Source organism: Kitasatospora sp. NPDC086009 (assembly GCF_044540385.1).
GTDB lineage: Bacteria > Actinomycetota > Actinomycetes > Streptomycetales > Streptomycetaceae > Kitasatospora.
Genome location: NZ_JBITSA010000003.1, coordinates 190,785 through 217,336, shown reverse-complemented (window position 1 = coordinate 217,336; position 26,552 = coordinate 190,785). Strand labels below are relative to the sequence as shown.

General features: G+C 73.5%; 25 protein-coding genes. 15 read left to right on the top strand and 10 right to left on the bottom strand.

From position 1 onward, the window contains the following. Positions 1-35 precede the first annotated feature (35 nt). From ACIF6L_RS10135 to ACIF6L_RS10110, 6 genes are all read left to right on the top strand, one after another. Entirely contained in the window at positions 36-233 is a 198-nt protein-coding gene (locus tag ACIF6L_RS10135) for a type II toxin-antitoxin system VapB family antitoxin (protein WP_359804315.1), read from the top strand. Beyond that, entirely contained in the window at positions 226-642 is a 417-nt protein-coding gene (locus ACIF6L_RS10130) for a PIN domain nuclease (protein ID WP_396487768.1), read from the top strand. Before ACIF6L_RS10135 ends, ACIF6L_RS10130 begins: the two co-directional genes overlap by 8 nt. A gap of 177 nt (positions 643-819) precedes the next feature. Next, positions 820-1,734 carry an SDR family oxidoreductase gene (locus ACIF6L_RS10125; RefSeq protein ID WP_396487766.1) on the top strand — a complete coding sequence of 305 codons (915 nt, stop codon included), beginning with the start codon at positions 820-822 and terminating at the stop codon, positions 1,732-1,734. Positions 1,735-1,832: 98 nt separating this feature from the next. After that, on the top strand, positions 1,833-2,036 hold the full coding sequence (locus tag ACIF6L_RS10120) for a cold-shock protein (protein WP_396487765.1): 204 nt from the start codon (positions 1,833-1,835) through the stop codon (positions 2,034-2,036). 48 nt (positions 2,037-2,084) lie between these two features. Beyond that, positions 2,085-2,705 (top strand): LysE family translocator, encoded by a 621-nt coding sequence (locus ACIF6L_RS10115; protein ID WP_329490612.1) that lies wholly within the window; start codon positions 2,085-2,087, stop codon positions 2,703-2,705. 109 nt (positions 2,706-2,814) lie between these two features. Further along, positions 2,815-3,108, top strand: coding sequence for a hypothetical protein (locus tag ACIF6L_RS10110; RefSeq protein ID WP_329490613.1), 294 nt, complete (start codon positions 2,815-2,817; stop codon positions 3,106-3,108). A 24-nt stretch (positions 3,109-3,132) separates the two neighbouring features. On the opposite strand, the gene ACIF6L_RS10105 is transcribed toward ACIF6L_RS10110, so the two are convergent. From ACIF6L_RS10105 to ACIF6L_RS10085, 5 genes are all read right to left on the bottom strand, one after another. Next, positions 3,133-4,317, bottom strand: a complete 1,185-nt coding sequence (locus ACIF6L_RS10105; protein ID WP_396487762.1) for an XdhC family protein — start codon at positions 4,315-4,317, stop codon at positions 3,133-3,135. An 83-nt stretch (positions 4,318-4,400) separates the two neighbouring features. After that, a complete protein-coding gene (locus tag ACIF6L_RS10100; protein WP_359835590.1) occupies positions 4,401-5,885 on the bottom strand; it encodes an NCS2 family permease in 1,485 nt (494 codons plus the stop codon). 319 nt (positions 5,886-6,204) lie between these two features. After that, a complete protein-coding gene (gene pucD, locus ACIF6L_RS10095) occupies positions 6,205-8,577 on the bottom strand; it encodes a xanthine dehydrogenase subunit D (RefSeq protein ID WP_396487760.1) in 2,373 nt (790 codons plus the stop codon). After that, positions 8,574-9,059: a (2Fe-2S)-binding protein gene (locus ACIF6L_RS10090; protein WP_396487758.1), complete on the bottom strand. Its 486-nt coding sequence runs from the start codon at positions 9,057-9,059 to the stop codon at positions 8,574-8,576. Before ACIF6L_RS10090 ends, pucD begins: the two co-directional genes overlap by 4 nt. Next, complete coding sequence (locus ACIF6L_RS10085) at positions 9,056-9,943, bottom strand: FAD binding domain-containing protein (protein WP_329490618.1); 888 nt, start codon at positions 9,941-9,943, stop codon at positions 9,056-9,058. The genes ACIF6L_RS10090 and ACIF6L_RS10085 overlap by 4 nt, the downstream gene beginning before the upstream one ends. A 424-nt stretch (positions 9,944-10,367) precedes the next feature. On the opposite strand from ACIF6L_RS10085, the gene ACIF6L_RS10080 reads away from it, so the two are divergent. Continuing rightward, on the top strand, positions 10,368-11,960 hold the full coding sequence (locus ACIF6L_RS10080; RefSeq protein ID WP_396487755.1) for a PucR family transcriptional regulator: 1,593 nt from the start codon (positions 10,368-10,370) through the stop codon (positions 11,958-11,960). 63 nt (positions 11,961-12,023) lie between these two features. Here the strand turns inward: ACIF6L_RS10080 and ACIF6L_RS10075 are convergent, their stop codons facing one another. Then, on the bottom strand, positions 12,024-13,115 hold the full coding sequence (locus ACIF6L_RS10075) for an alpha/beta hydrolase-fold protein (protein ID WP_329490621.1): 1,092 nt from the start codon (positions 13,113-13,115) through the stop codon (positions 12,024-12,026). 356 nt (positions 13,116-13,471) lie between these two features. On the opposite strand from ACIF6L_RS10075, the gene ACIF6L_RS10070 reads away from it, so the two are divergent. The 7 genes from ACIF6L_RS10070 to ACIF6L_RS10040 all read left to right on the top strand — a co-directional run bounded on the left by ACIF6L_RS10070 (position 13,472) and on the right by ACIF6L_RS10040 (position 21,063). Beyond that, the gene (locus tag ACIF6L_RS10070) at positions 13,472-14,491 is read left to right on the top strand and encodes a substrate-binding domain-containing protein (protein WP_396487753.1); all 1,020 of its coding nucleotides are present in this window, start codon (positions 13,472-13,474) and stop codon (positions 14,489-14,491) included. Then, the gene (locus ACIF6L_RS10065; protein WP_359804323.1) at positions 14,488-15,519 is read left to right on the top strand and encodes an ABC transporter permease; all 1,032 of its coding nucleotides are present in this window, start codon (positions 14,488-14,490) and stop codon (positions 15,517-15,519) included. The genes ACIF6L_RS10070 and ACIF6L_RS10065 overlap by 4 nt, the downstream gene beginning before the upstream one ends. Further along, a complete protein-coding gene (locus ACIF6L_RS10060; protein WP_396487751.1) occupies positions 15,516-16,358 on the top strand; it encodes an ATP-binding cassette domain-containing protein in 843 nt (280 codons plus the stop codon). The genes ACIF6L_RS10065 and ACIF6L_RS10060 overlap by 4 nt, the downstream gene beginning before the upstream one ends. A gap of 41 nt (positions 16,359-16,399) precedes the next feature. Continuing rightward, on the top strand, positions 16,400-17,461 hold the full coding sequence (locus tag ACIF6L_RS10055) for an ROK family glucokinase (RefSeq protein ID WP_329492339.1): 1,062 nt from the start codon (positions 16,400-16,402) through the stop codon (positions 17,459-17,461). A gap of 94 nt (positions 17,462-17,555) precedes the next feature. Continuing rightward, positions 17,556-19,343: a gamma-glutamyltransferase gene (gene ggt, locus ACIF6L_RS10050; RefSeq protein ID WP_396487749.1), complete on the top strand. Its 1,788-nt coding sequence runs from the start codon at positions 17,556-17,558 to the stop codon at positions 19,341-19,343. A 131-nt stretch (positions 19,344-19,474) separates the two neighbouring features. Further along, entirely contained in the window at positions 19,475-20,278 is an 804-nt protein-coding gene (locus ACIF6L_RS10045) for an exodeoxyribonuclease III (RefSeq protein WP_359804325.1), read from the top strand. A 170-nt stretch (positions 20,279-20,448) separates the two neighbouring features. After that, a complete protein-coding gene (locus ACIF6L_RS10040) occupies positions 20,449-21,063 on the top strand; it encodes a hypothetical protein (protein ID WP_396487746.1) in 615 nt (204 codons plus the stop codon). An 80-nt stretch (positions 21,064-21,143) separates the two neighbouring features. On the opposite strand, the gene ACIF6L_RS10035 is transcribed toward ACIF6L_RS10040, so the two are convergent. Continuing rightward, the gene (locus tag ACIF6L_RS10035) at positions 21,144-21,908 is read right to left on the bottom strand and encodes a lysoplasmalogenase (protein ID WP_396487745.1); all 765 of its coding nucleotides are present in this window, start codon (positions 21,906-21,908) and stop codon (positions 21,144-21,146) included. 225 nt (positions 21,909-22,133) lie between these two features. Here ACIF6L_RS10035 and ACIF6L_RS10030 point away from each other — a divergent pair, with 225 nt between their 5' ends. Further along, positions 22,134-23,825 carry a DUF2398 family protein gene (locus ACIF6L_RS10030; RefSeq protein WP_396487743.1) on the top strand — a complete coding sequence of 564 codons (1,692 nt, stop codon included), beginning with the start codon at positions 22,134-22,136 and terminating at the stop codon, positions 23,823-23,825. 121 nt (positions 23,826-23,946) lie between these two features. Here the strand turns inward: ACIF6L_RS10030 and ACIF6L_RS10025 are convergent, their stop codons facing one another. From ACIF6L_RS10025 to ACIF6L_RS10015, 3 genes are all read right to left on the bottom strand, one after another. Continuing rightward, positions 23,947-24,126 (bottom strand): hypothetical protein, encoded by a 180-nt coding sequence (locus ACIF6L_RS10025; RefSeq protein WP_352294182.1) that lies wholly within the window; start codon positions 24,124-24,126, stop codon positions 23,947-23,949. Positions 24,127-24,246: 120 nt separating this feature from the next. Next, entirely contained in the window at positions 24,247-25,884 is a 1,638-nt protein-coding gene (locus ACIF6L_RS10020) for a BCCT family transporter (RefSeq protein WP_396487741.1), read from the bottom strand. 243 nt (positions 25,885-26,127) lie between these two features. Further along, positions 26,128-26,514 carry a MerR family transcriptional regulator gene (locus ACIF6L_RS10015; RefSeq protein WP_329490632.1) on the bottom strand — a complete coding sequence of 129 codons (387 nt, stop codon included), beginning with the start codon at positions 26,512-26,514 and terminating at the stop codon, positions 26,128-26,130. Positions 26,515-26,552: the final 38 nt, after the last annotated feature.

The window sequence follows — 26,552 nt, the reverse complement described above, 5'->3', positions numbered from 1 at the left end:
GATATCACAGGCCCAGCTCGCTCGGGAGGCCCGCCATGGCTCGCACCGTGATAGACGTCAACGACACGCTCCTCGCCGAGGCCGCGGAGATCTTCGGGACGACCACCAAGGTCGCCACGGTCAACGCGGCCCTGGAGGACGCGATCAAGCGCCGCAAGCGCGAGTCCTTCTTCACCTGGCTCTCCGAGGGCGGACTGCCCGACCTCACCGGCCAGGCGCACCCGGGTGAGTGAGCGCTTCCTGATCGACAAGTCGGCCTTCGCCCGGTACCCGAAACCTGCCGTACGCGCCGCGATCGAGCCGCTGCACAACGCCGGACTCCTCGCCGTCTGCGGGGCCGTCGAGCTGGAGGTCATGCACAGCGCCCGCTCGAAGGCCGATGCCGAGCGCATTCGCGAAGGAATGCGCGGCTTCGACTGGCTTCCGACGCCGGACGAGGTCTGGGACCGGGCGATCGAGGTGCGGGCACGACTGACGGCCGCCGGCAACTGGCGGGCCCTGTCGGTCGCGGACCTCGTCATCGCCGCCACGGCCGAGCGTCACGGCGCGACCGTCCTGCACTACGACGGTGACTACGACATGATCGCCGCCGTGACCGGTCAATCCACCCGCTGGGTCGTTCCGCCGGGTACGGCCGACTGACCCGCCCCCCGCGGCGCCGGGAGCCTGCCGCGTGCGCTCGTACGTCGTCGCGGGTGGCCGCATCGACGGGCCGGCGGCGAAGACATGATGCCGCCGCCCGACGGCACGGCGCGGTAAGTCCCGGATTCCCGGGGCAGCATCCATGGTGTCGGAGGAAGCACGAGGGAAGGACGGGACATGGCGCAGCCGCTCACGGGCAAGGTCGCCCTGGTCGCCGGGGCGACCCGGGGGGCCGGGCGGGGGATCGCGGTGCAGCTGGGGGCCGCCGGGGCGACGGTCTACGCGACCGGGCGCAGTGCCGGCGGGCACCGCTCGGAGTACGGGCGGGCGGAGACCCTGGAGGAGACGGCGGCACTGGTCACCGCGGCCGGCGGCCGGGGGATCGCGGTCCGCGCGGACCACCTCGTCCCCGCCGAGGTCGAGGCCGTGGCGCGGCGGATCGAGGCCGAGCAGGGCGGGCTCGACGTCCTGGTGAACGACATCTGGGGCGGCGAGAACCTCTTCGAGTGGGAGAGCCCGGTCTGGGAGCACGACCTGGACAACGGGCTGCGCCTTCTGCGCCTGGCCGTCGAGACGCACGTGATCACCAACCACCACCTGCTGCCGCTGCTGCTGCGCCGCCCGGGCGGTCTGGTGGTGGAGATGACCGACGGCACCGCCGACTACAACGCCACCCGTTACCGGAACTCGCTCTGCTACGACCTCGCCAAGTCCTCGGTGCTGCGGATGGCCTTCGCGCTGGGCCACGAGCTGGCCCCGCGCGGGGCGACGGCGGTCGCGCTGACCCCCGGCTGGCTGCGCTCCGAGATGATGCTGGAGCACTTCGGCGTCACCGAGGAGAACTGGCGCGACGCGACCGCGAAGCAGCCCGGTTTCGGCGTTTCGGAGTCGCCCGGCTACGTCGGCCGCGCCGTGGTGGCGCTGGCCTGCGACCCCGGGGTGGCGCGCTTCAACGGCAGCTCGCTCTCCAGCGGCGCCCTGGCGAAGGAGTACGGCTTCACCGACCTGGACGGCAGCCGCCCGGACGCCTGGCGCTACCTGGTCGACCAGGAGACGGCGGACGGCCCGCTGGACCCGGCCGGCTACCGCTGAGCGAGGCCGCGGCGCGCGGCCGGGCGCGCCGTGGCCGCTCCGGGCCGGGCATTTGGTACCCAGGAGTTCCATCACCCAGCGGAAGCGAGGGAACCCCCATGGCCACCGGCACCGTGCAGTCCTACCACGCCGACCACGGCTACGGCCTGATCACCCCCGACGAGGACGGCCCCGCCCTCTTCGTCTACTTCGACTCGATCCTGGCCGAGGGCGACCGCGTCCTCACCGAGGGGCGGCGGGTGGAGTACGAGCCGATGGAGCAGGAGGGGCGCTGGGTGGCCGAGCGGGTGCGCCCGCTCTGACCCGCGGTCGGCCCGCTCCGGCCGGCCGAGGCCCTACGATCAGGGCCCATGGAGATGACGACCGCCCTGTGGTCCTTCGCCCTCGTGGTGGGACTGCTCACGCTCACGCCCGGGATCGACACCGCGCTGGTGCTGCGCACCTCCGCCCTGGGGGAGCGCCGGCAGGCCTGGGGCGTGGTGCTCGGCATCCAGACCGGGACCCTGATCTGGGGCACCCTCACCTCGGCCGGGGTGACCGCCCTGCTGACCGCCTCCCACCTGGCGTACGAGGTCCTGCGCTGGACCGGGGCCGCGTACCTGGTCTGGATGGGGATCGGCCTGCTGCGCAACCGGGGCGGCGGGGCCGAACCGGAGCGGCTGCCGACCGGCGGCGGGGTCCGGTCCGGCTGGCGGCGCGGCACGCTCACCAATCTGCTCAATCCCAAGGTCGGCGTCTTCTACGTCGCCGTGCTGCCGCAGTTCATCCCCGCGGGGGCCCCGCACTTCGCCGCCGGGGTGGCCCTGACCTGCGTCCACGTCGTGGAGGGGCTGCTCTGGTCGGCCGTGCTGGTGGGCTTCGCCAGGGCGGTGCGCGGCTGGCTGAGCCGGCCCGCCGCGCGCCGGCTGCTGGACCGGGTGACGGGTGCGGTGGTGGTGGGCTTCGGGGTGCGGCTGGCGCTCTCGGAGTAGCCCGCCCGGCGCGCTGCCCGACGTCACCCGGGTGGTGGCGCCGGATGGCCGGGCGGGCGGGGGCGGGGCTGCATGGGAGGCGACGGAGCCCATCCGACGGGAGCAGCGCATGGCCATCATCGTGATGTTCGAATTTCCCGGTACCACCCGGGACCAGTACGAGGAGGCGGTGGACCGGCTGACCGGCGGCACCGGGCTGAACGCGCCCTCGGACTGGCCGGTGCGCGGGCTGGTCCTGCACGTGTCCGGTCCGACGCCGGGCGGCGGCTGGCACGTCACCGAAGTGTGGGAGTCCCGGGAGGCCTTCGAGCACTTCTCGGCGGTGCTGCTGCCGATCCTCCAGGAGGTCGGCATCCCGGCCGCACCGCCGCTGATCCGCGAGGTCCACGACGTCGTGCGGTGACGGCGGGGCCGGGCCGCGCCGCGGTCAGGCCGCGTGGGACCGCGCGTCCCCGGTGGCCGGACCGGCCGCCCGCGCCAGGTCGTGGTGGATCGGCCCCTCGCCGCGGCTCAACGGCAGGCAGCTGCCGCCGCGCCGGTGGGCGACGATCTCGGCGGCGACCGAGACGGCGGTCTCCTCGGGGGTCCGGGCACCGAGGTCCAGGCCGATCGGCGAGCGCAGCCGGCCGATCTCGGCGTCGGTCAGGCCGACCTCGCGCAGCCGGGTGTCGCGGTCCCGGTGGGTGCGGCGCGAGCCCATCGCGCCGATGTAGCCGACCGGCAGCCGCAGCGCGCGCTCCAGCAGGGGGATGTCGAACTTGGCGTCGTGGGTGAGGACGCAGAGCACCGTCCGCCCGTCGATCCGGTCCAGCTGGGAGTCCAGGTAGCGGTGCGGCCAGTCGACCACCACCTGGTCGGCCTCGGGGAAGCGCCGCTCGGTGGCGAAGACCGGCCGGGCGTCGCAGACGGTGACGTGGTAGCCGAGGAACTTGCCGATCCGCACCACGGCGGCGGCGAAGTCGATCGCCCCGAAGACGATCATCCGCGGCGCGGGGACGTAGGACTCGACGAAGAAGGTGACGGTGCCCTGCTCCCGGTCGTCGCAGGGGCGTCCGTCGAGGCCGAGGACCAGGCGGCCGGTGCGCCCCGCGTCCAGCATGGCGCGGGCCTCGGCGACCACGGCGCGCTCCAGCGGGGCCACGGTGGTGGGCGCGGGGGAGAGGGCCCCGTGGTGGGTGTCGGCGGTGACGGCGACGGTGGCGCCGACCAGCGCGGCGGGGCCGTCGATCACCCGGGCCAGGGCGACCGGGGTGCCGGAGGCGAGGTAGGTGATGCCGGCGTCGAGTGCGGGGTCGGTGCCGGGGACGACCGGCTGGACGAAGACGTCCAGCACGCCGCCGCAGGTCAGGCCGACCGCGAAGGCGTCCTCGTCGCTGTAGCCGAAGCGTTCCAGCACCGGCCGGCCGGACTCGATGGCGGCCTGGCAGAGCTCGTAGACGGCTCCCTCGACGCAGCCGCCGGAGACGCTGCCGATCGCCTCGCCGGCCGCGTCGACGGCGAGCGCGGCACCCGGGTCGCGCGGCGCGCTGCCGGAGACCCCGACCACCGTGGCCACGGCGAAGGAACGCCCGGACGCGTGCCAGGCCTGCAGCTGCTCGGCGATGTCGTGCATGTCGGGGAGCTCCTTAACACCTCGGAAGACGGAACGGGAGGTGCCGCCGTACGGGAAACGATTCCTGTACGGCGGCGGTGCTGCTAGTGGACGCCCAGCCAGGACTTGATCGGAGTGAGCGCGAAGTAGACCACGAACACGCCGGTGAGGATCCACATCAGCGGGCCGGGCTCGCGCCACTTGCCGGTTCCGGCCTTGATGACGGTGTACGAGATGACGCCCGCGGCGACACCGGCGGTGATGCTGTAGGTGAACGGCATCAGGGTGCAGGTGAGGAAGGCCGGGATGGCGACCTCGCGGTCCGACCAGTCGATGTGCCGGGCCTGGCTCATCATCATCGAGCCGATGACGACCAGGGCCGCGGAGGCGACCTCGGTGGGGACGATCGCGGCGAGCGGCGAGAAGAACAGCATGAGGGCGAACACGCCGCCGGTGACGGTCGAGGCGAGGCCGGTCCGGGCGCCGTCGCCGACGCCGGTGGCCGACTCGACGAACACGGTCTGGCCGGAGGAGCCCGCGACGCCGCCGATGGCACCGCCGGCGCCGTCGATGAACAGCGCCTTGGACAGGCCGGGCATCCGGCCCTGCTTGTCGGCCAGGCCCGCCTCGGTGCCGACGCCGATGATGGTGGCCATCGCGTCGAAGAAGCCGGCCAGGACCAGGGTGAAGACGGCGACCGAGGCGCTGATCGCGCCGAGGCCGTGGCTGCCGAAGGCCCCGAAGACGTCGATGTGACCGAAGAGGCCGAAGTCGGGTGCGGAGACCGGGCCGCCGCTCGGCCACACCGGGGCGGAGCTGACCCAGGTCTTCGCCGGGAGGTCGGCGACCGCGTTGATGACGAAGGCCACCACGGTGCCGCCGGCGATGCCGATCAGGATCGCGCCGCGGACGTTGCGGGCCAGCAGGACGAAGATCGTCAGCACCGTGAGGCAGAAGACCAGCACGGGCCAGCCGGCGAGTTCGCCGAAGGGGCCGAGCGCGAGCGGGGTGGGACCGCCGGTGTGCACGAAGCCGGCCTTGACCAGGCCGATCAGCGAGACGAAGAGGCCGATGCCGATGGTGATGGCGTGCTTGAGCGGCAGGGGGATGCCGTTCATGATCTTCTCGCGCAGTCCGGAGACCACCAGCAGGACGATCAGCAGGCCGTAGACGACGCAGAGGCCCATCGCCTGGGGCCAGGTGGTGTGCGGTACCACCAGGGCGGATATCACGCCGGAGACGGAGAGGCCGGCGGCGACCGCGAGGGGGACGTTGCCGACCACGCCCATCAGGATCGTGGTGACGGCGGCGGCGAGCGCGGTGGCGGTCGTGAGCTGGGCGTGGTCCAGCTTGAGGCCGTTGACGTCGGCGCCGCTCAGGATGATCGGGTTGAGCAGGACGATGTAGGCCATCGCCATGAAGGTGGTGAGGCCGCCGCGGATCTCGTTGCCGAAGGTCGATCCCCGGGCCGTGATCTTGAAGTACGCGTCCATGGCGTTCTTCGGCGGTGTGACCGGGGCCGACGTGGGGGTGTCGTCCTCGGTGGGTCTGTCTTCAGTGGTGCCGGGCTCCGTGGGGATCCTGGTCATGTCCACTCCCAAGTGTCAAAGGGGGTTGGGGTGGGCGAGCCGACCTGACAGCCAGTCAACGAAGTTGGCACAGGGGGACGATTCGACTCACTGGGCGCACTCTGTGGCAGTGCTGCGGTGCAGTGCGTTCCACCGGCCGTCGGCCGGGGGTGGGTGGTGCGCACCGCTGCAGAACCCCGGCGTGGGAGAGGCAGCGGGAGGATGCGTTCGCTTTGCTTCGGCTGGTGCATGTGTGGTGCCCGTACTTCGGGGTGGAACTGCCCCGGGGCGGCGGGGAAGACGGTCGCCGCCCCGGGGAGGTGCGGGGGAGACCCGGTGGCTACGTCGGTCCGGGGGCCTCGGTGGTCAGGTGCTCGGGCCGGACGGGGATCCGGTTGAGCGCCAGACCGGTGGCGTTGCGGATGGCGGCCACGATCGACGGCGTCGCGGAGACGGTCGGGGCCTCGCCCACCCCGCGAAGCCCGTACGGGGCGTGCGGGTCGGGGAGTTCGAGGATCTCCACCGGGATCGGCGGGGTGTCCAGGATGGTGGGGATCAGGTAGTCGGTGAAGGACGCGTTGCGGACCTTCCCGTCCTTGACGATGATCTCCTCCATCACGGCCAGGCCGAGCGCCTGGGTGCAGCCGCCCTGGATCTGGCCCACCACCGAGAGCGGGTTGAGCGCCTTGCCGACGTCCTGGACGGCGGTCAGCTCGACCACCTTGACCAGGCCCAGCTCGACGTCCACGTCGACCACGGCGCGGTTGGCGCAGAAGGTGTACTGGACGTGGCCGAAGCCCTGCCCGGTCTCCTTGTCGAACGGGACGGTCGGGCGGTGGTGGTGCTCGCGGGTGAGGTCGATCGCCTCGTCGCCGAGCAGGTCGACCATGGAGACCAGGGCGCCCGTCGACGGCGAGACCACCTTGCCGCCGGCCAGCGTCAGGTCGTGCTGGGTCCAGCCGTAGCGCCGGCGGCCCTTCTCGATCAGCGCCTGCTTGACGGCCTCGGCGGCGAGCTTCACCGCACCGCCCGTCATGTAGGTCTGCCGGGAGGCCGAGGTCGAACCGGCCGAGCCGACCTCGGTGTTGGCCGGGTGGATGGTGACCTGCTCGACGCCCAGCTCGGTGCGCGCGATCTGGGCGTGCACGGTGACGCCGCCCTGGCCGACCTCGGCCATCGCGGTGTGCACCATGGCGACCGGCTCGCCGCCGATCACCTCCAGGCGCACCCGGGCGGTGGAGTAGTCGTCGAAGCCCTCGGAGAAGCCGACGTTCTTGATGCCGACCGAGTAGCCGACGCCGCGCACGATGCCCTCGCCGTGCGAGGTGTTGGAGAGCGCGCCGGGCAGCTGGCGGACGTCCAGCTGTTCGGTGTCCAGCGGCGGCGGGAGCGGCATGTCCTTGACCCGGCGCAGGAGTTCGGCGACGGGGGCGGGCGAGTCGATCTGCTGGCCGGTGGGCATGAAGTCGCCCTCCGACATCGCGTTCAGCTGGCGCAGCTCGACCGGGTCCATGCCCAGCTCGGCGGCGAGCCGGTCCATCTGGGTCTCGTAGCCGAACGCGGCCTGGACCGCGCCGAAGCCGCGCATCGCCCCGCAGGACGGGTTGTTGCTGTACAGCGCGATGGCGTGCATCTTGACGTTCGGGATCACGTACGGCCCGTTGCCGAGCGAGGCCGCGTTGCCGACCACGGCCGGCGAGGCGGAGGCGTACGCGCCGCCGTCCAGCACGATCCGGCAGTCGGCGAAGACCAGCTTGCCGTCCCGGGTGGCGCCGTGCTCGTAGGTCATCCTCGCCGGGTGGCGGTGCACGTGGCCGTAGAAGGACTCGTCACGGGCGTAGACGATCTTGACCGGCTTGCCGGTGTGCTGGGCGAGCAGGCAGGCGTGGATCTGCATCGAGATGTCCTCGCGGCCGCCGAAGGCGCCGCCGACACCGGCCAGCGTGAGGCGGACCTTCTCCTCCGGCAGGGCCAGCACGGGGGCCATCTGCTGGCGGTCCACGTGCAGCCACTGGGTGGCGATGTAGAGGTCGATGCCGCCGTCCTCGGCCGGCACGGCCAGGCCGGACTCCGGGCCGAGGAAGGCCTGGTCCTGCATGCCGACCTCGTAGCTGCCCTTGACGATGACGTCCGCCAGGGCCCGCACCTCGTCGGTCACGCCGAGGCCGGAGACCAGCTTCTGCTCGTGGCAGATGTTGCCGTAGCCGTGCGACTTGAACTCGTGCGGCTCGTGCACGTAGCCGTGGGTCTCCGGGTCGAGGCACTGCTCCTCGGTGGTGATCGGGGTGAGCACCTCGTACTCGACCTTGATCTTCTTCACCGCGCGGCGGGCCGTCTCCGGGTGGTCGGCCGCGACCAGCGCGATGGCCTCACCGTGGTAGCGGACCTTGTCGATCGCCAGGGCCGGCTGGTCCTGGATCTCCAGGCCGTAGTACTTGGTGCCGGGGATGTCCTCGTGCGTGAGGACGGCGTACACGCCGGGGACCTTCAGCGCGTCGGCGATGTCCACCGAGAGGATGTTCGCCCGGGGGTGCGGCGAGCGCAGCGCCATACCCCAGAGCATGTCCTCGTGCCACAGGTCGGACGAGTAGGCGAACTCGCCCTTGACCTTCAGGTTGCCGTCCGGGCGCAGCGGCGAGCCGCCGATGCCGTCCTTGCTGGCCTGGTTGATGTTCTGCAGGTTCTTCTGACCCTGGATGGTGCGAGTACTCATTCCGACGTCGCCTTCTCGCACGTGCGGGCGGAAGCCAGCCGCACCGCGTCCATGATCTTCTCGTAGCCGGTGCAGCGGCAGAGGTTGCCCGACAGCGCCTCACGGATGTCGTTGTCACTCGGCTGGGCGTCCTTCGCCAGCAGCGCGTCGGTCTGCACCAGCAGGCCGGGCGTGCAGAAGCCGCACTGGACGGCACCGGCGTCGATGAAGGCCTGCTGGACCAGGCTCAGCTCGCCCTGCTCGTCGCTCAGGCCCTCGACGGTGCGGACCTCGCGGTCCTGCACCTGGCCGGCCGCGACCAGACACGAACAGACCGGGACGCCGTCCAGGTAGACCGTGCAGGAGCCGCACTCGCCCTGCTCGCAGGCGTTCTTCGAGCCCGGGAGGCCGACCCGCTCGCGCAGCACGTAGAGCAGGCTCTCGCCCTCCCAGACGTCGTCGGCCTCGACCGGCTTGCCGTTGGCGGTGAAAGTGACCCTCATGCCGCGCTCCTGATCTGCTTGCTGTAGTCGTTCCACGTCCAGGTGAGCGTGCGGCGCGCCATCACGGCCAGCGAGTGCCGCCGGTAGTCGGCGGTGCCGCGGACGTCGTCGATGGGCGAGGCGGCGGCCTTCACCAGCTCGCCGAACCGCTGGATCACCTCGGCGCCCAGCAGCTCGCCGGACTCCCACAGGCCGCGCTCGGCGAGCACGCCCCGCAGGTACTCCTCGGCCTCGACGGCGCGGCGCGGCGTGGGGGCGGCCGAGCCGATCCCGGTGCCGACGGTGCCGTTCTTCGGGTGCAGCGCGAAGCCGAAGGCGCAGACCGCGATCACCATGGCGTTGCGGGTGCCGATCTTGGAGAACTGCTGCGGGCCGTCCGCGACGGGGATGTGCACGGCCCTGATCAGCTCGTCGGCCGCCAGGCTGTTGCGCTTGACGCCGACGTAGAACTCGTCGATCGGGATCATCCGGGTGCCGCGCACGGAGTCCGCCTCGACGAACACGTCGCGGCCGGCGGCCAGCAGCGCGGGGTGCGCGTCGCCGGCCGGGGAGGCACCGCCGAGGTTGCCGCCGACGCCGCCGCGGTTGCGGATCTGCGGCGAGCCGACGGTGTGGGCCGCCAGCGCGAGGCCGGGCAGCGGACCGGACAGCTCGTCGATGATCCGGGAGTAGGGGACGGAGGCGCCGAGCCGGACGACGTCGCCGTCGTTCGACCATTCGGTGAGCTCGGTGATGCGGTTCAGGTCGAGAATCGCGGATGGCCGGTGCACGTCGAAGTTCATCTCGACCATGACGTCCGTACCGCCCGAGATGGGCAGCGCGGTCGGGTACTCAGCCTTCGCCGCGAGTGCCTCGTCCCAGGTAGCGGGCCGAAGGAACTCCATGCGGGTGTCTCCTCAAGTCGTTGCCGGCCGGACGGGTGGGCACAGTGCCCGGAACTCGGTGTTCGGACCGCGCTGTCCGCTTCGTCGCCTCCGCGTCGGGTCCTGGTCACCGGGGTGTGTCCGGCGGCGTGTGGCCAGTGAACCTCTGTGACGGGGCCCACTGGCAGTCACCGATGGCATGAAGCCCCGGCTGTGGTCCCGCCCGGCATCCTGTACGTTCCTCTAAGGACGAGAATCTCGCAGCCCAGCTGATTTCCGGGTGCTGCCTACGACCGTAATCCGGCCGTGATTCCCAAGCTATGACCCCGTGATCCGGGCGTCCGTTGGGACGTAACACCGAGCACGGATGTTCGGGCACACTGTGACCCCCGGACCGCGCGCTCGGGCCCCCTCACCCCCACCCCAAGCCCGTAAGGAGTCCCGGATGCGTGTCCGCGACCTGCTCGCCCCCGGAGCCCCGAGACTGCGCCTGCTCGCGGCCGAGGAAGAGCTCGACCGGCAGGTCAGCGGCGTGATGACCACGGACCTGCACGACCCGGGCCGCTACCTGCACGGCGGCGAGCTGGTGCTCACCGGCATGCTCTGGCGCACCGGGCCGGCCGACTCCGAACGCTTCGTGCGGACCATCGTGGCCGGTGGCGCGGTCGCCCTCGCGGCCGGCGAGGCCGAGGTCGGCCCCGTCCCCGAGGACCTCGTCGACGCGTGTCGCCGGCACCGGATGCCCCTGTTGGCGGTACCCGACGACATCGCTTTCGGCACCGTCACCGAGTTCATCGGCCGACAGGTCTCCGCCGACCGCGCCGCCGACCTGGCCGCCCTGGTCGACCGCCACCGGCTGCTGGTCTCCGCGGCCGGCGGCGGCGGACTGGACGCCGTCCTCGACCTCCTCGGCGGCGACCTCGACCTCGACTGCTGGGTGCTCACGCCCACCGGCACGGTGATCGCCGGCCCGGCCGACCGGCTCTCCGCCGAGGACCGCGACCAGCTGGTCCGCGCCCACCTCGGCGCCCAGCGCCAGCGCCGCCGCCCCCCGCACCGGGCCCGGCTGGCCAACGGCTCCTACTCGCTGCTGCCCGCCCCGGCCCTCGACGACGTCCAGGCGCCGCTCGCCGACTGGGTGCTCGCGGTGGCCGGCGACGTCACCGAATGGACCACCAAGCGCCAGCAGCTCGCCGAGAACCTGGCCCGGCTGGTCGCCGCCGAGCGGCACCGCCGCGACGAGGGCCGCCGGCTGCGCCGCCGCCTCGCCGACGAGGTGCTGACGCTGCTCCAGCGCGACGCCGACCCGGGCGAGATCAGCCGCACCCTGTACGCCTCCTCGGCGATGGCCGCCCGGTACGAGAACCCCGAGCCCAAGCCGCAGTCGCCGGACGGCTCCTGGCTGGTGCTCAGCGCCGAGGGCACCGGCCTGCCCGAGGGCGCGGTGCGGCTGATCCTGGAGGAAGCTCTCAACGGCACCACCGACCGCGCCCTGGTCGCGGGGGCGGGCACCGGCGCGGTGGTGGTGCTGCCCGCGCTGGACAGCGCGGTGCCCGCCGACACCCTGCGGGAGCTGCTCGCCCCGCTGGAGGCGGGCCTCGGCTCGGAGGGCCGGATCACCCTCGGCGTGTCGGCCCCCGCCTCCGAGGCGGGCGGCCTGCGCGGCGCGCTGGAGGAGGCCCGGCACGCCCGCCGGATCGCCGCCGCCCGGGTCGGCCGGGTCTGCGTGGCCGGCCCGGAGGAGCTGGCCTCGCACGTGCTGCTGCTGGCCGCGGTGCCCGACGAGGTCCGCCGGGCGTTCCGCGGCCGGCTGCTGGACAAGGTGATCGCCTACGACATCGAGCACCAGGCGGACCTGGTCCGCACCCTGGAGGCGTTCCTGCGCTCGGACGGCTCGTGGACCCGCTGCGCCGCCCAGCTGCACGTGCACGTCAACACGCTGCGCTACCGGATCGGCCGGATCGAGGAGCTGACCGGCCGTGACCTCTCCCGGCTGGAGGACCGGGTGGACTTCTACCTGGCCCTCGAACTGGCCTGAGCCCGCACGGAAAGGGGTCCGCCCCGCACACCGTCGGTGTGCGGGGCGGACCCTTCCGCGTGACTACGGCTGCACGGGGATGATCGAGGTGAGCCACTGGAAGACGCCCGGCACCATGTTCTTCCAGACGTCGCTGGAGTGCGGCCCGGTGGTCTCCTGGACCTGGACGGTGGTCGGCGCCTTCGCGACGGCCGCGATCGCCTGGCCGTCCTCGTAGCCGTCGCCCTTGTTGCCGCTGATGTACAGGGCGACCTTCGGCGGCTGGGCGGCGGTCTTCACGATGGTGACCGGGTTGTTCGCCTCGCGCAGCTGGGCGTCCTTGCCGACCAGCGAGGACTTCTCGACCGCCGGGTCGTTGTAGCCCGAGAGGCTGATGCCGGCCCGGTAGCGGTTGGGGTGGGCCAGCGACAGCTTGGCGGCGCAGTGGGCACCGGCCGAGTAGCCGGCCACCGCCCAGCGGTCGGCCGACGGCTCGGCGCGGAAGTTGTCCAGCACCATCTGGGGGACGTCGCGGGTCAGCCAGGTGTCCGCGTTGACCTTGCCGGGCACGTCGGTGCAGCCGGCGTCGGTGCTGTTGCCCAGCAGCAGGGTGCGCGGCGAGACCAGGATGAACGGCGCCACCTTGCCCTCCTGCATCAGCGGCTTGAGCTGCTCGGAGACCTTGAGCGTGCCGTACCAGGTGGAGGAGGAGCCGGGGAAGCCCGGGATCAGCTCGACGACCGGGAACTTCTTGTCCTTGAACGCCGGGTCGTGGTACTGCGGCGGCAGCCAGACCAGCACCTCGCCGTCCACGCCGGACAGCTGGCCCTTGAGGTCGGTCTTCTGGACGTCGTTCGGCACCTTGGGGTCGTCCACGCTGCGGAACTGCTGGTGGACCTTGGGCGGCTGCTTGGCGGCGTCGCCGCCGGCCTGGGCCCCGCCGGCGCCCGCCTCCGCCGGGGGGACGGAGGGCACGGCCCGGACGTGGTTGCCGGTGCCCAGCAGGTCGTCCCAGTTGCCGTAGATCAGGTTGGCGTTGTTGACCATGACGAAGACCGTCGTCACGGCGGTGATCTGGCAAAAGACGATCATGGCAAGCCTGGAAAGGACCTGCACCGGCCTCGGCCCGCGCACCTTTCCCCAGAGCAGCAGGGCCGCCGCGATGGAGATCGGCACGAGGACGATCGTGCAGATGAGGAATGGCGTGCCTGTCAGTTGCATCAAATTCTCGTATCCGGGTTCAAAGCCGTCCGGGGCCCCACTCGCCCGGAACGCGCTCCAATGGCATCAGACGGTCGGGAACGCGGGATCGGTTGCCGTCCGAATCTGTAAGGAACCTGAGAGGAACATCACGTTTCGGCGCTGTTCCCTCTTGGGGCCCGCACCAGTCTGCCACCCTGACGGCCCGCACCCGGACGCTGCGCCCAGCGGACTCCCAGGAACGCCACCGGGGGCACGATACCGCCCGGGCGGATCCGGGCGGCGGGCGAGGCGGTGCGATGCCGCGCACGGCGGGCAGCGAGACTATGGGGATGAGCACAACCCGCTTTCGCCCCTTCCGCCGGTTCCGGCCCGCCTGCGCCGTCCTCGCCGTGCTGGCCGCCGTGGCCGGCTGCAGCAGTACCGGAGGCCTCCGCGCCGAGCACGCCCGCAGCCAGGCCGCGGCCGCCGGTGGCAGTGCCGTCACCACCCCGCGCTGGAAGATCGCCATGGTGACCCACGCCGGCGCCGGCGACGCCTTCTGGGACACCGTGCGCAAGGGCGCCGAGCAGGCCGCCGCCAAGGACAACATCACCTTCCTGTACTCCAACGACGCCCAGACCCAGAACCAGGTCCAGCTGGTCCAGGCCGCCATCGACCAGAAGGTCGACGGCCTGCTGGTCACCCTCGCCAAGGGCGACGCGCTCGGTGACGTGCTCGGCAAGGCCAAGGCGGCCGGCATCCCGGTGATCACCGTGAACTCCGGCCAGGAGTACTCCGCCCGGTTCGGCGCGGTGACCCACATCGGCCAGGACGAGTCCACCGCCGGCCAGGCGGCCGGCACCGAGCTCGCCGGCCGGGGTCGCAAGAACGTCCTCTGCGTGATCCACGAGCAGGGCAACGTCGGCCAGGAGCAGCGCTGCTCCGGCGCCCAGTCCAAGGCCGGCGGGGCCTTCCAGGTGCTCTACGTGGACGGCGTCAACATGCCCGACGCCCGGGCCGCCGTCTCCGCCAAGCTGCAGGCCGACCCGGCCATCGACACCGTGCTGACCCTCTCCGGGCCGATGGCCGCCACCGGACTGCAGGCGATCCAGGACGCCCGCCGCCCCGTCGAGCTCGACACCTTCGACCTGGGCACCCAGGTGGTGGCCGGCCTCAAGTCCGGCTCGGTCGGCTTCGCCGTCGACCAGCAGCCCTACCTCCAGGGCTACGAGGGCGTCGACCTGCTCTGGCTCTACCGCTCCAACCTGGACATGCTCGGCGGCGGCAAGCCCGTGCTGACCGGGCCGCAGATCCTCACCCGCGACGACGCCGACGCCCTCGCCGAGTACGTCGCGAGGGGGACGCGTTGAGCACCACCGACCTCCTCGTCCAGGACCGCCCGGCGGCGCTGCGGCGGGTGCTCGCCCGCCCCGAACTGGGGGCGCTGATCGCCGCCGCCGCGGTCTTCCTGGTCTTCGCCGCGGTCGCCGAACCGTTCCTGCGGGTCTCCTCGCTGGGCACCGTGCTGTACGCGGCCTCCACCATCGGGATCATGGCCGTCCCGGTCTCGCTGCTGATGATCGGCGGCGAGTTCGACCTGTCGGCCGGCGTGCTGGTCACCACCGCCGCGCTGACCTCGTCGATGGTGTCCTACCAGCTCACCGCGGTGACCTGGGTCGGCGTGCTGGTCTCGCTGCTGGTGACGCTGGCGGTCGGCGGCTTCAACGGCTGGATGCTCAGCCGGACGAAGCTGCCCAGTTTCATCGTCACCCTGGGCACCTTTCTGATGCTCACCGGCGCCAACCTCGGCGTCACCAAGCTGGTCTCCGGCACCGTCTCGACCAAGCCGATCTCCGACATGGAGGGCTTCGGCGCCTGCCGTTGGCTGTTCGCCTCCGAGGTCACCGTCGGCGGGCTGACGATCAAGGCCACCGTCTGGTGGTGGCTCGGCCTGCTGCTGGTCGGCAGCTGGGTGCTGCTGCGGACCCGCTTCGGCAACTGGATCTTCGCGGTCGGCGGCGACGCGGCCGCGGCGCGGGCGGTCGGCGTGCCCGTCGCCCGGACCAAGACGGTGCTCTACCTCGGCGTCGGCTTCGGCGCCTGGGTGCTCGGCCAGCACCTGCTGTTCTCCTTCGACACCGTGCAGTCCGGCGAGGGCGTCGGCAACGAGCTGATCTACATCGTGGCGGCCGTCATCGGCGGCTGCCTGATCACCGGCGGTTACGGCTCGGTGGTCGGCTCGGCGCTCGGCGCGCTGATCTTCGGCATGGCGAGCAAGGGCATCATCTACGCCCAGTGGAACCCCGACTGGTTCAAGTTCTTCCTGGGTGCGATGCTGCTGCTCGCCGCCCTGTTGAACACCTTCGTCAAGCGCCGCGCCGAACGGGGACCGCGATGACCGAGCTGCTCCGCCTCGAAGGCGTCGGCAAGACCTACGGCTCCGTCCGGGCGCTCCAGGACGTCTCGCTCACCCTGCGGGCCGGCGAGATCAGCTGCGTGCTCGGTGACAACGGCGCCGGCAAGTCCACCCTGATCAAGATCATCGCCGGGCTGCACCGGCACGACGAGGGCCGTTTCACCGTCGGCGGCGAGGAGGTCCGCTTCGGCTCCCCGCGCGAGGCGCTGGACCGCGGCATCGCCACCGTCTACCAGGACCTCGCGGTCGTCCCGCTGATGCCCGTCTGGCGGAACTTCTTCCTCGGCTCCGAACGGGGCCTGCGGCGCTGGGGCGGACTGCGCCTGGACGCCGACGGGATGCGCGCCACCACCCGGGAGGCGCTCGCCCGGATGGGCATCGACCTGCACGACGTCGACCGCCCGATCGGCACCCTCTCCGGCGGCCAGCGCCAGTGCGTGGCGATCGCCCGGGCCGTCCACTTCGGCGCCGAGGCGCTGATCCTGGACGAGCCGACCGCCGCGCTCGGCGTCAAGCAGTCGGGGGTGGTGCTCAAATACGTCACCGCCGCCCGCGACGCCGGCCTCGGGGTGGTGCTCATCACCCACAACCCGCACCACGCCTACCTGGTCGGCGACCACTTCACCCTGCTCAAGCGGGGCCGGATGGCCGGCAGCCACCCGCGGGCGGAGATCGGCCTGGAGGAGCTCACCACCGAGATGGCCGGCGGCTCCGACCTGGAGGAGCTCTCGCACGAGCTGGCCCGGCCGGGCACCGACACCCGTGAACCCCGTGACACCCGTGACTCCCGTGATCCCCGTGAGGAGCGTCCGCAGCCGTGACCACCCCCAACGCCGCCTCCCGGCCACCGGTCCTGCCCAGCCTGCTCGGCCTCGGCCCGCGGGCCGAGCGCCGCCGCCGGGCCCTGCCCGCCGGCCTCCTGCGGCTGCCCACCATCGGCGTCGACATCGGCGGCACCAAGGTGGTCGCGGGCGTGGTGGACGGCGAGGGCAAGGTGCTGGAGAAGCTGCGCACCGACACCCCCGACAAGAGCAAGAGCCCCCGGGTCGTCGAGGACGTCATCGTCGAGCTGGTGCTCGAACTCGCCGACCGCCACGACGTCCACGCGGTGGGCATCGGCGCGGCCGGCTGGGTGGACGCCGAGCGCTCCCGGGTGCTCTTCGCCCCGCACCTGAACTGGCGCAACGAACCGCTCCAGCAGGCGCTCAGCGAGCGGCTGCGGTTCCCGGTGATCGTCGAGAACGACGCCAACGCGGCCGCCTGGGCCGAATGGCGGTTCGGCGCCGGGCGCGGCGAGGACCTCATGGTGATGCTCACCCTCGGCACCGGCATCGGCGGCGCGGTGGTCCGCGACGGCTACGTCGACCGGGGCAAGTACGGGCTGGCGGGGGAGTTCGGGCACATGCAGGTGGTGCCCGGCGGCCACCGCTGCCCGTGCGGCAACCGGGGCTGCTGGGAGCAGTACTCCTCCGGGAACGCCCTGGTGCGCGACGCGCGCGAGCTGGTCGCCGAGGAGTCGCCGGTGGTCCAGCTGCTGCTGGCCAGGGCCGGCGGCGCGGTCGAGGGCATCACCGGCCCGCTGGTCACCGAGGCCGCCCGGGCCGGTGACGCGACCGCCGTCGAGCTGCTCTACGAGGTCGGCACCTGGCTCGGGGTCGGCATCGCGAACCTCGCGGCCGCCCTGGACCCGGGCCGCTTCGTGGTCGGCGGCGGCGTCTCCGAGGCCGGCGACCTCCTCCTCACCCCGGCCCGGGACGCCTTCCGCCGCACCCTCACCGGGCGCGGCTTCCGGCCGGAGGCGACCATCGCGCACGCGGCCCTGGGCAACGAGGCGGGCCTGGTCGGCGCCGCCGACCTCGCCCGCCAGGTCGCCCGCCGCTTCCGCACCATCAAGCGGCGCCGGGTGGAGCGCAGCGTGCTGTAGCGCCGGACTACCCGCCGGTAGTCGCGGCGCCCTGTTGTCCGGGCCATGCCTCCTGTGAAACAACGGAGTTGACGTCGACTCAGGAGGCCTCCGGATGAGAGCTCTGGCCCGAATCGCCCCGCCGCTCCTGCTTGCCACCGCCCTGGTCTGTTCCGCCGCCGGGCCGGCCGGGGCGGCAGCCCCGCCGCCGAAGGTGCCCGAGGCGGTGGGCTGGGGCGGCGCGGTGGCCAGCGTGGACGCCGACGCCACGGCGGCCGGCATCGAGGTGCTGCGCAAGGGCGGCAACGCGGTGGACGCCGCCGTCGCCGTCGCGGCGGCGCTCGGTGTCACCGAGCCGTACTCGGCCGGCATCGGCGGCGGCGGGTACTTCGTCTACTACGACCACGACAGCGGCCGGGTGTCCACCATCGACGGCCGCGAGACGGCCTCCCGGACGGCCGACGCGTCGCTCTTCCTGGAGGACGGCAAGCCGCTGGCCTTCGCGGACGCCGTCACCAGCGGGCTGTCGGTCGGCGTGCCCGGCTCCCCGGCGACCTGGGAGACGGCCGTGCGGCAGTGGGGCAAGCGCTCCTTCGCCGACGCGCTGAAGCCGGCCCGACGGATCGCCGAGCAGGGCTTCACCGTCGACCAGACCTTCCAGGACCAGACCGCGCTCAACCAGGACCGGTTCAAGGACTTCCCCGCCACCGCGAAGCTCTTCCTGCCCGGCGGCAAGCTCCCCGCGGTCGGCTCCACGTTCCGCAACCCCGAGCTCGCCGCCACCTACCGCCAGCTGGGCGAGCAGGGCACCGCGGCGCTCTACCGGGGCGACCTCGGCGCCGACATCGTCCGGACCATCCAGCACCCGCCGGTGGACCCGGCCTCCGGGCGCAACGCCCGCCCCGGCAAGGTGGACGCCGCCGACCTGGCCGCGTACCAGGTGCGCCGCCAGCAGCCCACCCACGTGGCCTACCGCGACTACGACCTCTACTCGATCGCCCCGTCCAGCTCAGGCGGCACCACCGTCGGCGAGGCGCTCGGCATCCTGGAGGACGGCGACGTCGGCCGGTACGACGACACGCAGTACTACCACCACTTCCTGGAGGCCTCCCGGATCTCCTTCGCCGACCGCAACCGCTGGGTAGGCGACCCGGCCTTCTCCGACGTCCCGGCCAAGGAACTGCTCTCCCCCCGGTACGTCGCCTCGCGGGCCTGCCTGATCAGCCCCGACCGGGCGCTCACCAGCCCGCTCGCCCCCGGCGACCCGCGCCACCCGGCCGACTGCGCGAACACCGGCGCGGCCCAGCCCGAGCCCTACGAGGGCCTGAGCACCAGTCACCTGACCGTGGCCGACCGCTGGGGCAACGTCGTCTCCTACACCCTCACCCTGGAGCAGACCGGCGGCAGCGGCATCACCGTCCCCGGCCGGGGCTTCCTGCTCAACAACGAGCTGACCGACTTCAACTTCACCCCGCTGACCCCCGGGGTGCCGGACCCGAACCTCGCCGGGCCGGGCAAGCGCCCGCGCTCCTCGCTCTCGCCGACCATCGTGCTGCGCGACGGCGAGCCGGTGCTGGCGGCCGGCTCGCCCGGCGGCGCGACCATCATCACCACCACCCTCCAGGTCCTGCTCGGACGCCTGGACCGGGGCCTCGGCCTGGAGCAGGCGATCGCCGCGCCGCGGGCCAGCCAGCGCAACACGGCCGCCACCCAGGCCGAGCCGGCCTTCCTGGACCTGCCCGAGCGGGCCCGGCTGGAGGCGCTCGGCCACGTGTTCACCAGCACGCCCGAGATCGGCGCCGCGACCGGCGTCGAGCGCCTGCCGGACGGCCGCTGGGTGGCGGCCGCCGAGCCGGTGCGGCGCGGCGGCGGCGCGGCGGCGGTGGTGCGCCCCGCGCCCTGACGCCCGACGCCTGACGGCGGTGGCCCCTGGGCCCGCGGACCCGCGGGCCTGTCGGTGCCGGGCGGTAGATTCGGGGTGGGCGTCCTGCCGGGCGCCCACCCTCGTCCGTACCACCGGGAAGGCCGCCCGCCGTGACCGTCCGCATCGCCACCTGGAACATCAACTCCGTCACCGCGCGGCTGCCCAAGCTGCTGGAATGGCTGGAGAGCGCCAAGCCGGACGTGCTCTGCCTCCAGGAGCTCAAGTGCTCCACCGACGCCTTCCCCTACGAGCCGGTCCGCGAGCTCGGTTACGAGACCGCCGCGTACGGCACCGGCCGGTGGAACGGCGTGGCCGTCGTCTCCCGGATCGGTCTGGAGGACGTGGTGCGAGACCTCCCCGGCCAGCCCGGCTTCCTCGCCGACGGCGCCCTGCTGCCCGACACCGAGCCGCGGGCCATCGCCGCCACCTGCGGCCCGGTCCGGGTCTGGTCGGTCTACGTGCCCAACGGCCGCGAGGTGGACCACGCCCACTATCGCTACAAGCTGGAGTGGCTGGAGGCCCTGCGCCTGGCCTCGCTGGAGGACGCCGCGGGGGAGCGCCCCTTCGCCGTCCTCGGGGACTTCAACATCGCCCCGACCGACGAGGACGTCTTCGACGTGGCGGCCTTCGAGGGCCTGACGCACGTCACCCCCGCCGAGCGCGCCGCCCTCGCCGCCCTGGGCGAGGCCGGTCTGCAGGACGTCGTGCCCCGCCCGCTGAAGTACGACCGCCCGTACACCTACTGGGACTACCGCCAGCTGGCATTCCCGAAGAACCGGGGCATGCGGATCGACCTCACCTACGCCAACAAGCCCTTCGCCGACGCCGTCACGGACAGCTATGTGGACCGCGAGGCCCGCAAGGGCAAGGGGACGTCGGACCACGCCCCGGTCGTGGTCGACCTGGACCTCTGAGCCCGGCCGGGCCCGGCGTCACGCCCCGTGGCGGCGGCTCGCCCGAACGGGCCAGAGCGGTGGCCGGGCGCCGGGTGTGTGCCTACCGTCGGTGAATGACTGGGTGTGGTTGTTCGATCACGTGGACTTCGGAGTCCCCGGCCGCGCCCGAGAATCCCGGAGGTTCCGGTATGCGCCCCACGCGTACGGCCGCCGCCGCCCTGATCGGCGCGACGGTGCTGACCGGCCTGACGGCCCCCCTCGCGCTGGCCAAGGACGGCGCCGCCACGGTCAGCCCGTCCCAGGCCGCACCGGGCCAGACCGTGACGGTCACGGTCTCCTGCGAGAAGTCCGACAAGCCCGACGCCAAGACCATCACCGCGAGCTCCCAGGCCTTCGAGGGCGGCCCGGCCACCCTCACCCTGGGGTCGGACGGCCGGCACACCGGCTCCGCGCGGCTGGCGGGCAAGGCCGGCGGCGACAGCAAGGTCGACGGCACCTGCCCCGACGGCGCCGCCTTCTCGACCAGCGTCACGGTGACCACCGTCGCCGCGTCCTCCGGAGCCTCCTCCTCGCCCGGCCAGAGCCTCGGCGAGTGGGGCAAGGCGGCCGGGGAGTGGGCCGGCTCGCTCGGCCAGTCCGGTGCGGGCAGCCAGCAGCTCGCTCCGCACGGCGCCGTGCAGACCGGTCTCGGCGGCTCGGTCGCGGCCGACCCCGCCGAGCTGGCGGGCGGCGCGGCGCTGGTGGTCGGCGGTATCGGCGGATTCTGGCTGTTGCGGCGACGCGGCGGCGCCGGGTCCGCCTGAAGGCGCGCCCCGCACCCGGGGGCCCTCGGGCCCGCCCCACGGTGCCGCCGGACCGGTCGGTCCGGCGGCACCGGCCCGTCTCAGGCCGTCGCGGCCCGGGCCGCGGAGCCCCCGGTGACCCCGGCCGCCGTGGACGCCCGGGGAGCCCGCGGGGTCTCCGGCGCCTCCGTGGCCCGCAGGAGGCCGGAGGCCAGCAGGTACTGGGCCAGGAGGTACGTCGCCATGATCCAGAACTGGTGCCCGGGCAGCTCGCGCCACTTCGCGAGCTTGGTGGCGATCAGGGTGTCGGAGAGCAGGAAGAGCGCCCCGCCGAGGCCGGTGCGCCACCCCAGCCCGGCCGAGGTGACGGCGGTCGAGGCGAGCAGCAGGCTGTACCCGGCCACCGGCGCCCGGAGGCCGCCGAGGTCCGGCCAGAGCCGGCCCACCATCACGGCCCAGGCCGTCGCGTACGCGGCCGTGACGATCAGCGCACGCCGCCGGTCCGTCAGCGCCCCCTGCCGGACGAACATCGTCACGTAGCAGACGTGCGCCGCCGCGAAGGAGCCCATCCCGGCCAGGAACGCGGTGTCGTCGCCGAGCTGGAGCAGGACGTCCCCGCCGCCGCTGAGCAGCAGCGCGGGCGCCAGCAGCTTCGGCGCTTCCCGCCCGGCCGCGGTGGCGGCCGTGACGCTGTGCGCGGCCAGCAGCGGCATCAGCGTCGGCTTGGTGGCGTGCCGCAGGGCGGGCGTGTCGGTGAGCAGCGCGCCCAGGTGGGCCGCCGAGGTGGCGGCGAAGCCGGTGAGCAGCCCGGTGGCGGAGCGCAGGCGCCCGCCGAGGACGGCGCGGGTGGTGGTGCGGATGCTCATGCGGCGGTGTCCTCCGGTGGGTGGGGGCGGGCGGCCCGTTCGTCCGCACCCTAGGCGACCGGGTCCGTCCGGGGAAGGCCGGGTTACCCGCGAGTACTACCCGGGCGTAGGCCAGCGCGCGCCGACGGCCGGGGCCGCTCCGGCGGGGTACGCGCGGACCAATTCGCCGCGAGCTCCGGTTGGGGCCACCGGCGGCCGCGCCCACCGTCTAGTCTGGTCCACGACATGGAGCAGCAGGAGTACGCGGCCGGCACCACGCGGGTGGCCGGCGGCACGTCGGACGGGCGCACGGGCGGGGCGGGGCAGGGCACCACCGTCGCCGTCGTCGCCGTACGCGAAGCCGGTCCTGACGCTCCGCAGGAGACCGGAGGGGCTGTCCTCTCGCCCGATCCGGGGCTGCTCCGGCTGGCGCACTGGTTCGCCGAGGCCGATCCCGGGACCGCCGACGACCTCTGCGTCGCCACCTTCGGCCTCTACCCGGCCCGCCACTTCGGCGTCCCGGCCGAGCCGGTGACCGGTCCGGAGGCGACGGCCGGTGACGCCGTCAGCTGGTGGCACGGTCCCACCGCGCACGCCCCCGCCGCGCTGCGGGTGCGCGAGCCGCGGCCGGCGCGCCGCCAGCGCCGGGCCCGGCGGGACGAGGGGGCGCTGCCCGTCGTCCGCTCAGGAGCCAAGCCGGGTCTGCCCGGAAAGCACCGCAAGCCCGAGCCGGCCCGCTCGGCCGCCGGTGCGCAGGACCGTTCCGCCGCCGCCGAGCGCCGGATCGCCGCCCGGCTGCTGCTCGCCCACCCGCTGGTCACCGCCTCCGGGCCGCACGCCGACGGGTTCCCGCTGATCCGGCGTCACCGCGACTGGCTGACCGGCCAGTTCGACACCCTGCTCGGCTACCGCCTGGTGGTCGGCCCCTGGCACGCCCGCCTCTACAAGGCCGGGCTCGGCCCCGGCGCCGCCCGCCGGCTCGAACACCCCGGCACCGGCGCGCCGTTCACCCCCGGCGGCTACGCCCAGCTCGCCCTCGCGCTGTCCCTGCTGGTGGACGCCCCCGAACGGCTCCCGCTCGGTCCCCTGCTGGCGGCGATGCGGGACGCCGCGCCCGGTCCGGCCGCCACGCCCGCCGACCTCGCGATGGCGCTCGCCGCACTGGCCGACTGGCAGGTGCTCGGCGAGATACCCGCCGACCGGAGCGCGGACGGCGTCGTCCTGACGGTCGACCGGGAGCTGGCCCGCGCCGTACCCGCGGGCCCGCCCGCCCTCGCCGACGACGCCGCCGACCTGATCCGCCGCGCCGCCGGGGCCGAGCCCGGCACCGCCGTGCGCCGCCGCCTCGCCGAGACCCCCGCCGTGCTCGCCGCCGACCTGCCCGCGGACCAACGCGACTGGCTCGACCTCCACCGCCGGACCGGCCCGGCGGCGCTCGCCGAGTTCCTCGGCCTGGAGGCCGAACTGCGGGCCGAGGGGGTCGCCCTGCTCGACCCCGCCGACGAACTCACCGACCTCGCCCTGCCCGGGGCCGGCACCCTCGCCCAGGCCGCCCTGCTGCTGGTCGAGCGCCTGGTCGAGGAGGTCCGGCCGCTCCCCGGCGAGGCCACCGGCGCGGACGTCCCGATCCCGGACGCGCTGATAGACGGCGTCCTCGGGGACATCGCCGACGAGTACGGGCTGCCGGCCGGCTGGCGGCGCGACTACCTCGCCGACCGCACCGCGCTGCGCCGCGACGCCCTCGACCTGCTGCACCGGATGGGCCTGATCACCCCCACGCCGCGCGGCACCCGGCCGCCGGGTTGGCTGCTGCGCGCCCCCGCCGCCCGCTTCGCTCCGGCGCCCGATCTGCGGCCGGCCCCGGGGACGGGCCGGCACTCCCGCCGGGAGACCCCGGTAACGGCCCCGTCAGGCCCCCGGGCGGAGCAGCGGGCCTGAGCGCCACCGGCCCGCCGTCGAGCGGGTCGCGCGCCGGGAACGACAGGGGCACCGCGTCCGTGGCCGTTGGGCCGGACGGCGGTGCCTGGGGTCGGGCGCGGAGGGCGGCGGGATCAGCGGGTCATCGTCGGGCGGTGGCCGCCGTGAGCGGGCCGTGCTGGGCGGCTTCGACGGTGGCTCCCACACCGAGCGTGCCGAGGGCGATGGAGGCGAGAACAGCGGCACAGGCCAGGAAGCGGCGGTGGCGCTGCGGGAGCGGGAAGCGCGGATCCTGGAGGGTCGCCGGAGGGTTGGCGTTCATGACAGGGAGCGTTCCAGGGCGGCGTGAACGAGCGGTACGCGCGGGTGAAGTCCGGATGGGGGCCAAGCGTCGGTTCGTGCCGGATCCGCCCCGCCCCGGGGCGGGGCGGATCCGGGGCGGTCACCGGGACGGCGGTCGCGGCCCCCGCCGGGCGTCGGCCATCGCCTCGCCGACGGCCACCCGGACGGCGTCCCGCAGGCCGTGCGCGGCGTGGAACCGCGAGGGCCCGGCCGCCGGATCCTCGCGCAGCTCCTTCACCAGGGCGACGCAGAGCAGCAGCATCACCACCACGAACGGCAGCGCGACCAGGATGGTGGCGTTCTGCAGCGCGGTGAGCCCGCCGGCCAGCAGCAGCGCGGCGGCGACCCCGCCCATCAGCACGCCCCAGACCACCACCAGCCAGGTGCGCGGGTGCAGCGAGCCCCGGCTGGAGAGCGAGCCGAGCACGAGCGAGGCGGAGTCGGCACTGGTGATGAAGAAGGTCATCACCAGCAGGACCGCGATCACGCTGGTCACCGAGCCGAGCGGGAGCGAGCGCAGCATCTCGAACAGCGAGGCCTCGGCGCCCTGGGGGATGGTGGCCACCAGGTCGGCCTCGCCGGTGGAGTTCAGCCGGATCGCCGTCCCGCCCATCACGCAGAACCAGACCACCGTCGCCCCACTGGGGACCAGCAGCACGCCGGTGAGGAACTGCCGGATGGTCCGGCCGCGCGAGATGCGGGCGATGAAGGTGCCGACGAACGGCGCCCAGGAGAGCCACCAGGCCCAGTAGAAGATCGTCCAGGAGCCGAGCCAGCTCTCGTCGGTGAAGGCGCCGGTCTGGGTCGACATGGCGACCAGGTCGGAGAGGTAGCCGCCGACGGTGGACGGGATCGCGTCCAGGACGAAGACCGACGGGCCGAACACGAAGACGAAGAGCATGATCAGCGAGGCCAGCACGACGTTCGAGGTGGAGAGCCACTTGACGCCCTTGTGCACGCCGGAGAAGGCGGAGAGGACGAAGGCGGCGGTCAGCGAGCCGATGATGACCAGCTGGGTGCGTTCGGTGTTCTCGACGGAGGAGATGAAGCCGAGGCCGTCCGCCACCTGGAGGGCGCCCAGGCCGAGGCTGGTCGCCGAGCCGAAGACGGTCGCGAACACCGCCAGCAGGTCGATCGCCCGGCCGGGCCAGCCGTTCGCGCCGCGTTCGCCGATCAGCGGGACGAAGGCGGCGGAGATCCGGTTGCCCCGGCCCTTGCGGAAGGTGGTGTAGGCGAGCGCCAGGCCGCCGACCGCGTAGATCGCCCAGGGGTGCAGGGTCCAGTGGAAGAGCGAGGACTCCAGCGCCTGCTGGGCGGCGGCCGGGCTCTGCGGCTCCAGGCCGGAGCCGGGCTGCGGCGCGGCGTAGAGCTGGAGCGGTTCGCCGACGCCGTAGAACATGAGGCCGATGCCCATGCCGGCGCTGAACATCATCGCGACCCAGGCGAGGGTGGAGAACTCCGGCTCGTCGTCGTCGCGGCCGAGCCGGATCCGGCCGAAGCGGCTGAACGCGAGCAGGACGGTGAGCACCAGGAAGACGTCGGCGGCGACCACGAACAGCCAGCCGAAGTTGTGCAGCACCCAGCCGAGCGCGGTGTCGGACGTCCGGCCGAGCGAGTCCTCGGCGAAGACGCCCCAGGCGACCACCCCCAGCACCAGCACGGCACTGACGCCGAACACCGTCCGGTCGACGGGGAGGGTCGCGGCGGGTTCGTCCGGGCCTGGTGGCTGGCTGCTCATGAAGGTCCCTCTCCTGGCGTACTGGACGGTCGGCGACACGATCGGAAAATGGATACATGTCGTACTATGTCCAGTCCTCGGGGATGCCGGGGGGAGGGCACGCCGGGGAGAGGGGACCGGACGGGCCGTCAGGGCGAGGATCGGCGCGCCGGGCCGCGGGTCGTCAGGCGGCGGCGTACGCGCGGGCGGAGGGCCCGGTGGTCGGGGCGGCGGGCGACGATCGGCGCGCCGGGCCGCGGGTCGTCAGGCGGCGGCGTACGCGCGGGCGGAGGGCCCGGTAGTCGGGGCGGCGGTGTCCAGGTACCCGGCCAGGGCCTGCCGGCTGCGGGTCAGCTCGGCGATCCGGGTGTCGAGTTCGGCCAGCTCGCCGCGGAGGGTGGCAAGCAGGTCGGGGCAGGCCTCCAGGGCCGGGACGGGGCCGCTCGCGCACGGCAGGATCTCGGCGATCACCCGGGTGGACAGGCCCGCCGCGAGCAGGCCGCGGATCTGCCGCACCCGGATCTGGTCGCCCTCGCGGTACTCGCGGTAGCCGGCGGCCGACCGGTCCGGTTCGAGCAGCCCCTGCTCCCCGTAGTACCGCAGCAGGCGGGTGGACACCCCGGTCAGGCGGGCGAGTTCTCCGATGCGCATGACCGGGCGAACGCCCGTCCGGGCCGGGCTGTTCCCGG

Bases quoted from the DNA above. Each gene is read 5' to 3' on its own strand.
- ACIF6L_RS10135 (WP_359804315.1), top strand. From the start codon at position 36: ATGGCTCGCACCGTGATAGACGTCAACGACACGCTCCTCGCCGAGGCC.
- ACIF6L_RS10125 (WP_396487766.1), top strand. From the start codon at position 820: ATGGCGCAGCCGCTCACGGGCAAGGTCGCCCTGGTCGCCGGGGCGACC.
- ACIF6L_RS10120 (WP_396487765.1), top strand. From the start codon at position 1,833: ATGGCCACCGGCACCGTGCAGTCCTACCACGCCGACCACGGCTACGGC.
- ACIF6L_RS10115 (WP_329490612.1), top strand. From the start codon at position 2,085: ATGGAGATGACGACCGCCCTGTGGTCCTTCGCCCTCGTGGTGGGACTG.
- ACIF6L_RS10110 (WP_329490613.1), top strand. From the start codon at position 2,815: ATGGCCATCATCGTGATGTTCGAATTTCCCGGTACCACCCGGGACCAG.
- ACIF6L_RS10105 (WP_396487762.1), bottom strand. From the start codon at position 4,317: ATGCACGACATCGCCGAGCAGCTGCAGGCCTGGCACGCGTCCGGGCGT.
- ACIF6L_RS10100 (WP_359835590.1), bottom strand. From the start codon at position 5,885: ATGACCAGGATCCCCACGGAGCCCGGCACCACTGAAGACAGACCCACC.
- pucD (WP_396487760.1), bottom strand. From the start codon at position 8,577: ATGAGTACTCGCACCATCCAGGGTCAGAAGAACCTGCAGAACATCAAC.
- ACIF6L_RS10090 (WP_396487758.1), bottom strand. From the start codon at position 9,059: ATGAGGGTCACTTTCACCGCCAACGGCAAGCCGGTCGAGGCCGACGAC.
- ACIF6L_RS10085 (WP_329490618.1), bottom strand. From the start codon at position 9,943: ATGGAGTTCCTTCGGCCCGCTACCTGGGACGAGGCACTCGCGGCGAAG.
- ACIF6L_RS10080 (WP_396487755.1), top strand. From the start codon at position 10,368: ATGCGTGTCCGCGACCTGCTCGCCCCCGGAGCCCCGAGACTGCGCCTG.
- ACIF6L_RS10070 (WP_396487753.1), top strand. From the start codon at position 13,472: ATGAGCACAACCCGCTTTCGCCCCTTCCGCCGGTTCCGGCCCGCCTGC.
- ACIF6L_RS10060 (WP_396487751.1), top strand. From the start codon at position 15,516: ATGACCGAGCTGCTCCGCCTCGAAGGCGTCGGCAAGACCTACGGCTCC.
- ggt (WP_396487749.1), top strand. From the start codon at position 17,556: ATGAGAGCTCTGGCCCGAATCGCCCCGCCGCTCCTGCTTGCCACCGCC.
- ACIF6L_RS10040 (WP_396487746.1), top strand. From the start codon at position 20,449: ATGCGCCCCACGCGTACGGCCGCCGCCGCCCTGATCGGCGCGACGGTG.
- ACIF6L_RS10035 (WP_396487745.1), bottom strand. From the start codon at position 21,908: ATGAGCATCCGCACCACCACCCGCGCCGTCCTCGGCGGGCGCCTGCGC.
- ACIF6L_RS10030 (WP_396487743.1), top strand. From the start codon at position 22,134: ATGGAGCAGCAGGAGTACGCGGCCGGCACCACGCGGGTGGCCGGCGGC.
- ACIF6L_RS10025 (WP_352294182.1), bottom strand. From the start codon at position 24,126: ATGAACGCCAACCCTCCGGCGACCCTCCAGGATCCGCGCTTCCCGCTC.
- ACIF6L_RS10020 (WP_396487741.1), bottom strand. From the start codon at position 25,884: ATGAGCAGCCAGCCACCAGGCCCGGACGAACCCGCCGCGACCCTCCCC.
- ACIF6L_RS10015 (WP_329490632.1), bottom strand. From the start codon at position 26,514: ATGCGCATCGGAGAACTCGCCCGCCTGACCGGGGTGTCCACCCGCCTG.